Genomic DNA, 6,458 nt, shown 5'->3' with positions numbered 1-6,458 from the left:
AGACGATGAGGTTGATAGGTCCGAGGTGGAAGCATGGCAACATGTGCAGCTGACGGATACTAATCGATCGAGGACTTAACTAAAAATAGGAAGCGTAGCGGGCTTGGTAGCCACGACATGCATAAGCGGAGCGCCGTAAGTGACCTGATCTTGGTCACTGAAGGTGAACGCTTATGTCACGAGTGGCTAGCCCGCGAAGCTGGACTGAATAAGGAAGCGAAGACGACCGGTTAAATCCGCCGGGATAAGCAAGACCGCGGAAAGGGTGTGAATTTTCACCCTTGGAGAGGTATTGCTTATAACGAGAGGATTTGGGAGTCGTAGCTAGACTGAACTATGTCTTGTACCACCTTCTTATCTAGTTTTTAAGGTGCAAAAAAAAACCTTGATTTTTGATGAGAAACAGGTATAATATTTCTTGTCATAAAAAACATCTAACACTTGGATGTAAACTCATAAAGATCTGGTGGCAATAGCGAAGAGGTCACACCTGTTCCCATGCCGAACACAGTAGTTAAGCTCTTTTGCGCCAATGGTAGTTGGGACTTTGTCCCTGTGAGAGTAGGACGTCGCCAGGCTTATATCCATTCCACAGTAGCTCAGTGGTAGAGCAATCGGCTGTTAACCGATCGGTCGTAGGTTCGAATCCTACCTGTGGAGCCATAATGGAGAGCTGTCCGAGTGGTCGAAGGAGCACGATTGGAAATCGTGTGTGCGGTCAACACCGTACCGAGGGTTCGAATCCCTCGCTCTCCGTCACTTTAATATTACTTATACTTATGGCCCGTTGGTCAAGCGGTTAAGACACCGCCCTTTCACGGCGGTAACACGGGTTCGAATCCCGTACGGGTCACCAATGTTTGTTTTATAGAAGGAATATTACTTGTGTGTATATGGAGGATTAGCTCAGCTGGGAGAGCACCTGCCTTACAAGCAGGGGGTCGCAGGTTCGAGCCCTGCATCCTCCACCATTAATTTAATAATATTATTGTCGCGGGGTGGAGCAGTCTGGTAGCTCGTCGGGCTCATAACCCGAAGGTCGCAAGTTCAAATCTTGCCCCCGCAACCAAATTACTTTTTTTTAGTAATAGAGAGAGAATTAAAAGGTAAGATATTTTTTGCTGTTGCAAAAAAATCTATGGTCCGGTAGTTCAGTTGGTTAGAATGCCTGCCTGTCACGCAGGAGGTCGCGGGTTCGAGTCCCGTCCGGACCGCCATTTTACTTAATCTATTTTAATTATGGCTCGGTAGCTCAGTCGGTAGAGCAACGGACTGAAAATCCGTGTGTCGGCGGTTCGATTCCGTCCCGAGCCACCACTTTTATTTGTGGAGGGATAGCGAAGTTGGCCAAACGCGGCGGACTGTAAATCCGCTCCCATCGGGTTCGTAGGTTCGAGTCCTACTCCCTCCACCATTTAATTTCATACTTAAGATTATAGGGGTATAGTTTAACGGTAGAACAGAGGTCTCCAAAACCTCCAGTGTGGGTTCGATTCCTACTACCCCTGCTCTTATGGCGGTTGTGGCGAAGTGGTTAACGCACCGGATTGTGGTTCCGGCATTCGTGGGTTCGATTCCCATCAGCCGCCCCATTTTTTATTTGATTTAACGTTGGGCTATAGCCAAGCGGTAAGGCAACGGTTTTTGGTACCGTCATGCGCTGGTTCGAATCCAGCTAGCCCAGCCATTATATGCGGAAGTAGTTCAGTGGTAGAACACCACCTTGCCAAGGTGGGGGTCGCGGGTTCGAATCCCGTCTTCCGCTCCAGAAATTAAGGCGGCATAGCCAAGTGGTAAGGCAGAGGTCTGCAAAACCTTTATCACCGGTTCAAATCCGGTTGCCGCCTCCATTTCTATTTATGCCGGTGTGGCGGAATTGGCAGACGCGCACGACTCAAAATCGTGTTCCTTCTGGAGTGCCGGTTCGACCCCGGCCACCGGTATTACCAAGTAAATATAGGTTTAGATTAAATAATATAAATGACTCAAAAACGTTGATATAATAATGTTTTTGAGTTTTTTTGTTTTGGAGCGTTAAGTTAGAAAAAGATAGGAATTGATTTTGAATTACACAAATCCTACACATTACTTGATATATTTTGCACAAATTGTTACACATTTAATTAACAACTTTTAGTTATTATATGAAAGGTACAAAATAGTATTATCAACAAACGAAACAGTTTGGTTACACAAGATCATGTTAAAATTGATGAGTATAGAAGACTGGAACATGAATATAATTTTTCCTTAAAATTAAGCTGTTATAAATATCAAGAAAGTAAAAAGACTATAGGTTTCGAGAGAGTTACGCGGGAACTTGAAGTATGTAAGCTGTTAAAATATAGGTTTGATAGTGGTGTTAATCCAAGAAGGATTGACATTCTTTTGTTGAAGTTATTGAAATAATGAGGTTGGAGTTGAAAATAAAGTAATAGGTATTACAGCAACATAGAAATTCTACGTAAAATTATGCACATTAGTGAAGTTGTGCTTGTTGCACTAACTAGTGGCAGTTTAGACTAATAACGAATGGTAAAAAAGAGCTGAAAGGTAGCGACACCAAAAAGTTAGATTTTCACTCTAACTTTTTGGGTGCAGTACCAAATATAGCTCCTTTTATTTTTCTATTGTTTCTTGACTTTCCCCATAAAGATCATCCAAATGATCTAGATGTGTTAATCCCCATTCATGCATGGACAATAATACAGGCTTTAACCCTTCTCCGTATTCAGTTATGGAATATTCAACTTTTGGAGGGATTTGTGCATAAACCTTGCGATTAATTATATCGTGATATTCCAATTCTCTTAGTTGAGTGGTTAGCATTTTTTTCGTTACATCAGGAATTAATCTTTGAAGTTCACTAAACCGCAACGTTCCTTGATCTATAAGATGAAAAAGAATGACAGGCTTCCATTTTCCAACAAGGATTTCGAGAGCAGTTTCAACAGTTCTTTTACTTTTACATTCATGAACCACGCTATTTCCTCCTTAGGTTACTTTTTGTATACTACGATACATTAATGTGCCTACTTCCTTTAAATGTCCTTAGCATTTATTATAACCTTAGTAGTTCAGTTTGAACAGTAATGAATAACAGCACTAATAAATTCTATTCTTGGTTAACCTTGTTTTTAGCAATGAGATAAATTCACTCAAATTATAGGAGGAAAGAAAATGTATCCTTATCATAGTAAACCTAATACATTTGTAAATCACGTCCATTTAAAGGTTGAAGATTTGACTAGATCTCTCGAATTTTATCAAGACTTAATGGGATTTCAACTATTAAATCAATCGGGAAATAGAGTGGAATTGACAGCAAATGGGATAACACCTTTGCTTACAATCGAACAACCTGAAGGTATCATGCCCAAGCAAACAGGAACAACTGGTTTGTATCATTATGCTTTACTTCTTCCTTCCCGTAAAGATTTAGGGAAGCTAATCACTCTTCTTTTAAAGGAAAAGTATCCTTTACAAGGTGCTTCTTATCACGGGACCCATGATGCTCTATATTTTGCGGATCCTGATGGCAATGGTATTGAAGTAGCTGTAGATACTGATCCATCGACATGGAGAGACAAAACAGGACAACTAGATTTTTCAAAAAATGGTCCAATGGATGTAGAAAGCGTCATTGCAGCAGCAGACGGGGAGAAATGGAATGGCATCCCTAAAGATACCATTATTGGTCATATTCATTTGCATGTATCCGGTTTAGAAAAAACAAAAGAATTCTATCATAAAGGTCTAGGATTGGATATTATCATTGTTATACAAAATCAAGGAGTATTTTTCTCTAGTGGGGGCTATCACCATCATATTGCAGCAAATATTTGGAATGGGAAAAATGCACCAAAACCTAATCCGAATAGTGTGGGAATGCTCTTATATACATTCGTTTTACCAGATGATGAAACAAGAAATGCAATAATAGAGAAACTAGAAACTTTGGGTTATCTAGTAACAGCAGAAAATGGAGGATTTTTTACAGAGGATCCATCTGGGAATCGAATTCAGTTGTACTGTTAATATCTTGTATAGCTAAGGCTACGGTGCAATTATGTGCCTCATTCCTAAGATGATTCTTAGAAATTAATTAAAATAATTTAAAACAGGGAGGAATTGTTACGATGAAGTGGACAGTTCGAATTTTACAAGGATTATTAGCAGTTGGGTTTTTAATGTTTGGGTTTATGAAAGTTAGTGGAGATCCAACGCAGGTAGATGCATTTACCAACATTTATGGTTACGGAACTGGCTTAATGTATGTTGTAGGTGTAGTGGAAATCATAGCAGCGATTGGATTAGTTATTGGCTTTTGGAAGAAAAACTTAGTTCCTATTTTCAGTGGATTATTAGTGGTTGTTATGGCTGGTGCAGTATTCACGCACTTTATTGCAGGTCAAGGTTTTGGTGTAGCAATGACACCTTTGATTCTTCTTACTTTAGCCGTCATCTTGTTTTTTGGTCAGAGAAAAATAAATAAAACAAAAACAGTATAAAAGGAGAGGTAAATTATGAATATTGCATTATGGATTGTTCAAATTATGTTCGGTTTAGCTTTTATTATGTTCGGTTCTATGAAGGCATTTCAATATGAGAAAGCCAAGGCTAGCTTACCTTGGGTAAAAGATTATTCAAAAGGGTTTGTTACATTTATTGGAGTATCAGAACTTTTAGGCGGATTAGGTTTAATTTTACCTTATGCTTTAGGAATCGCTCCTATTTTAACACCGATTGCAGCACTTGGTCTTGGAATCGTGATGATATTAGCTGCTGGTTTTCATGCTAAAAGAAAAGAAAATCAGGCAATTGGGATGAATATTATTTTTCTTGCACTAGCCATATTTGTTGCTATCGGACGTTTTTAGGAGGATAAATGGAAGTTACCTTATTGTTCATTTGTCATCAATGAGGTGAATGTACCAAGTAATAATTAAACAAAAAGATTGGAGAGATAAATAATGAAATTATTATTAACAGGAGCAACAGGAAAATTGGGCACCAAAGTTACAGAAATTCTATTGAAGACTGTACCAGCTAGTCAACTGGCTGTGAGTGTTCGTAATCCAGAGAAAGCAAAAGAATTGCAGACTCGTGGTGTAGAAGTTCGACAAGGGGATTTTGATCATCCGGAAACATTGGATTCTGCTTTTGAAGGAATTGAGCGCTTATTAATTATTTCAGCGGATGGAGACAATGAAACAAGAATCCGTCAGCATGCTAATACAGTAGATGCAGCAGAGCGTTCGGGTGTTAAATTTATTGCGTACACCAGTTTAACAAATGCGCAGGAAAGTACAAACCCAATGGCACCAACGCACAAGGCAACTGAGGAAGCGATTATGAAAACAGGAATACCTTATTCTTTCTTACGTAATAATTGGTACTGGGAGAATGAAATTCCAAGCATTCAAGGTGCTCTTGCGGGATCACCTTGGGTAACATCAGTAGGAGATGGAAAAGTAGGATGGGCATTGCAACAAGATTATGCCGAAGCAGCAGCTACGGTATTATCCGGTAATGGACATGAAAATACTATTTATGAGCTTTCTGGTAAGCCTTTGACTCAAGAAGAACTTGTTTCTGTGCTTGGGGATGTACTGGGGAAAGAAATTCCTATTCAACAAGTAGATGATGCTACTTATGCCAATATTATGAAGGATGCTGGCATACAAGATTTCATTATTCCTATACTTGTTGATATCCAAAGAACCATTCGAGAAGGCTCATTAGATTTCGATAGTAATGATTTCGAAAAATTACTTGGTCGTCCAGCTACGCCAATTAAAGAGGCACTTACTCAAATTGTTAATGAAATTACCCAAAATAAATAATTGAACTGAACCGACCTTAAGTGAATCACAAATAGGGTCGGTCTTTTTTATTCGTATAACAAAAAACAGATAGATAAAATTCCATGATTATCCTTTTTTATTAACCTCATTGTTTATTAAGATAACCTGCCTTTGCCTAAACAAAGAAGTAGCTTAAAGAGCCTAAATTATGCAAGTTTTTATACATTACTTGTTATATAGGCTCTTTATATATTTTAAAAATATATTGCCGCGAATAATTATATTAATCATATGGATCATATAAGGTTTTTAACTAAATTTCCAATTAATTGTGTCATTTTACTTGACGGTCACACTTAGTTAAAAAGACATAGCAAAAAGCACTCAGAAATATTCTGAGTGCTTCTGTCAGTTATCATTTTATATTTACCTTATTAATCGGATTGTTGACCTTGTTATGACTTTAATATATGGATCAACTATTCCTCATCGTACATATCTTCAATAGTCTTTAATGCTATTTTTGGTATGTCAACACTAAACTGGACAAATTTATAAAGGAACATAAACTTGTTTATAGCGTTAAAAGTCTAGTGTTCTATTGGAAGTTAGAACGTACCATTTTGTCACTTGACTTTGAGCCTCTACGGG

At 38.5% G+C, this 6,458-nt stretch carries 5 protein-coding genes, 14 tRNA genes and 2 rRNA genes; 20 read left to right on the top strand and 1 reads right to left on the bottom strand.

The window, feature by feature from the left end; genetic code table 11:
• The 16 genes from NC799_RS17960 to NC799_RS17885 all read left to right on the top strand — a co-directional run.
• A 23S ribosomal RNA gene (locus NC799_RS17960) occupies window positions 1–83 on the top strand; the annotation flags it as partial.
• A gap of 379 nt (window positions 84–462) precedes the next feature.
• Window positions 463–578: ribosomal RNA gene (gene rrf / locus NC799_RS17955) — 5S ribosomal RNA — on the top strand.
• Between the two features lie 10 nt (window positions 579–588).
• Window positions 589–663: transfer RNA gene (locus NC799_RS17950), tRNA-Asn, on the top strand.
• A 4-nt stretch (window positions 664–667) separates the two neighbouring features.
• Window positions 668–756 (top strand) — tRNA-Ser (locus NC799_RS17945).
• 25 nt (window positions 757–781) lie between these two features.
• Window positions 782–856, top strand: a tRNA-Glu gene (locus NC799_RS17940).
• A 39-nt stretch (window positions 857–895) separates the two neighbouring features.
• Window positions 896–971, top strand: a tRNA-Val gene (locus tag NC799_RS17935).
• Between the two features lie 21 nt (window positions 972–992).
• A tRNA-Met gene (locus NC799_RS17930) sits at window positions 993–1,069 on the top strand.
• Between the two features lie 71 nt (window positions 1,070–1,140).
• A tRNA-Asp gene (locus NC799_RS17925) sits at window positions 1,141–1,217 on the top strand.
• A gap of 24 nt (window positions 1,218–1,241) precedes the next feature.
• A tRNA-Phe gene (locus NC799_RS17920) sits at window positions 1,242–1,317 on the top strand.
• Between the two features lie 11 nt (window positions 1,318–1,328).
• Window positions 1,329–1,414, top strand: a tRNA-Tyr gene (locus NC799_RS17915).
• Between the two features lie 23 nt (window positions 1,415–1,437).
• Window positions 1,438–1,508, top strand: a tRNA-Trp gene (locus tag NC799_RS17910).
• An 8-nt stretch (window positions 1,509–1,516) separates the two neighbouring features.
• A tRNA-His gene (locus NC799_RS17905) sits at window positions 1,517–1,592 on the top strand.
• Between the two features lie 20 nt (window positions 1,593–1,612).
• Window positions 1,613–1,687: transfer RNA gene (locus tag NC799_RS17900), tRNA-Gln, on the top strand.
• Between the two features lie 6 nt (window positions 1,688–1,693).
• Window positions 1,694–1,768 (top strand) — tRNA-Gly (locus NC799_RS17895).
• 8 nt (window positions 1,769–1,776) lie between these two features.
• Window positions 1,777–1,850 (top strand) — tRNA-Cys (locus NC799_RS17890).
• 11 nt (window positions 1,851–1,861) lie between these two features.
• Window positions 1,862–1,943, top strand: a tRNA-Leu gene (locus NC799_RS17885).
• 676 nt (window positions 1,944–2,619) lie between these two features.
• On the opposite strand, the gene NC799_RS17880 is transcribed toward NC799_RS17885, so the two are convergent.
• On the bottom strand, window positions 2,620–2,982 hold the full coding sequence (locus NC799_RS17880) for a winged helix-turn-helix transcriptional regulator (RefSeq protein ID WP_272447805.1): 363 nt from the start codon (window positions 2,980–2,982) through the stop codon (window positions 2,620–2,622).
• Window positions 2,983–3,180: 198 nt separating this feature from the next.
• Between NC799_RS17880 and NC799_RS17875 the strand changes: the two genes are divergently transcribed.
• The 4 genes from NC799_RS17875 to NC799_RS17860 all read left to right on the top strand — a co-directional run bounded on the left by NC799_RS17875 (window position 3,181) and on the right by NC799_RS17860 (window position 5,846).
• Window positions 3,181–4,038: a VOC family protein gene (locus tag NC799_RS17875; RefSeq protein ID WP_272447804.1), complete on the top strand. Its 858-nt coding sequence runs from the start codon at window positions 3,181–3,183 to the stop codon at window positions 4,036–4,038.
• Window positions 4,039–4,139: 101 nt separating this feature from the next.
• A complete protein-coding gene (locus tag NC799_RS17870) occupies window positions 4,140–4,511 on the top strand; it encodes a DoxX family protein (RefSeq protein ID WP_272447803.1) in 372 nt (123 codons plus the stop codon).
• A gap of 15 nt (window positions 4,512–4,526) precedes the next feature.
• A complete protein-coding gene (locus tag NC799_RS17865; protein WP_272447802.1) occupies window positions 4,527–4,880 on the top strand; it encodes a DoxX family protein in 354 nt (117 codons plus the stop codon).
• 93 nt (window positions 4,881–4,973) lie between these two features.
• Window positions 4,974–5,846 (top strand): SDR family oxidoreductase, encoded by an 873-nt coding sequence (locus NC799_RS17860; RefSeq protein WP_272447801.1) that lies wholly within the window; start codon window positions 4,974–4,976, stop codon window positions 5,844–5,846.
• Window positions 5,847–6,458 lie beyond the last annotated feature (612 nt).

The sequence above is a fragment of the Aquibacillus salsiterrae genome, from assembly GCF_028416595.1.
In the GTDB taxonomy this organism is placed as follows: Bacteria; Bacillota; Bacilli; order Bacillales; family Amphibacillaceae; genus Aquibacillus_A; species Aquibacillus_A salsiterrae.
Note: the sequence above shows the minus strand (reverse complement) of the source record. Positions and strands in the feature narration are given on the sequence as shown.

Bases quoted from the DNA above. Each gene is read 5' to 3' on its own strand.
- NC799_RS17875 (WP_272447804.1), top strand. From the start codon at position 3,181: ATGTATCCTTATCATAGTAAACCTAATACATTTGTAAATCACGTCCAT.
- NC799_RS17870 (WP_272447803.1), top strand. From the start codon at position 4,140: ATGAAGTGGACAGTTCGAATTTTACAAGGATTATTAGCAGTTGGGTTT.
- NC799_RS17865 (WP_272447802.1), top strand. From the start codon at position 4,527: ATGAATATTGCATTATGGATTGTTCAAATTATGTTCGGTTTAGCTTTT.
- NC799_RS17860 (WP_272447801.1), top strand. From the start codon at position 4,974: ATGAAATTATTATTAACAGGAGCAACAGGAAAATTGGGCACCAAAGTT.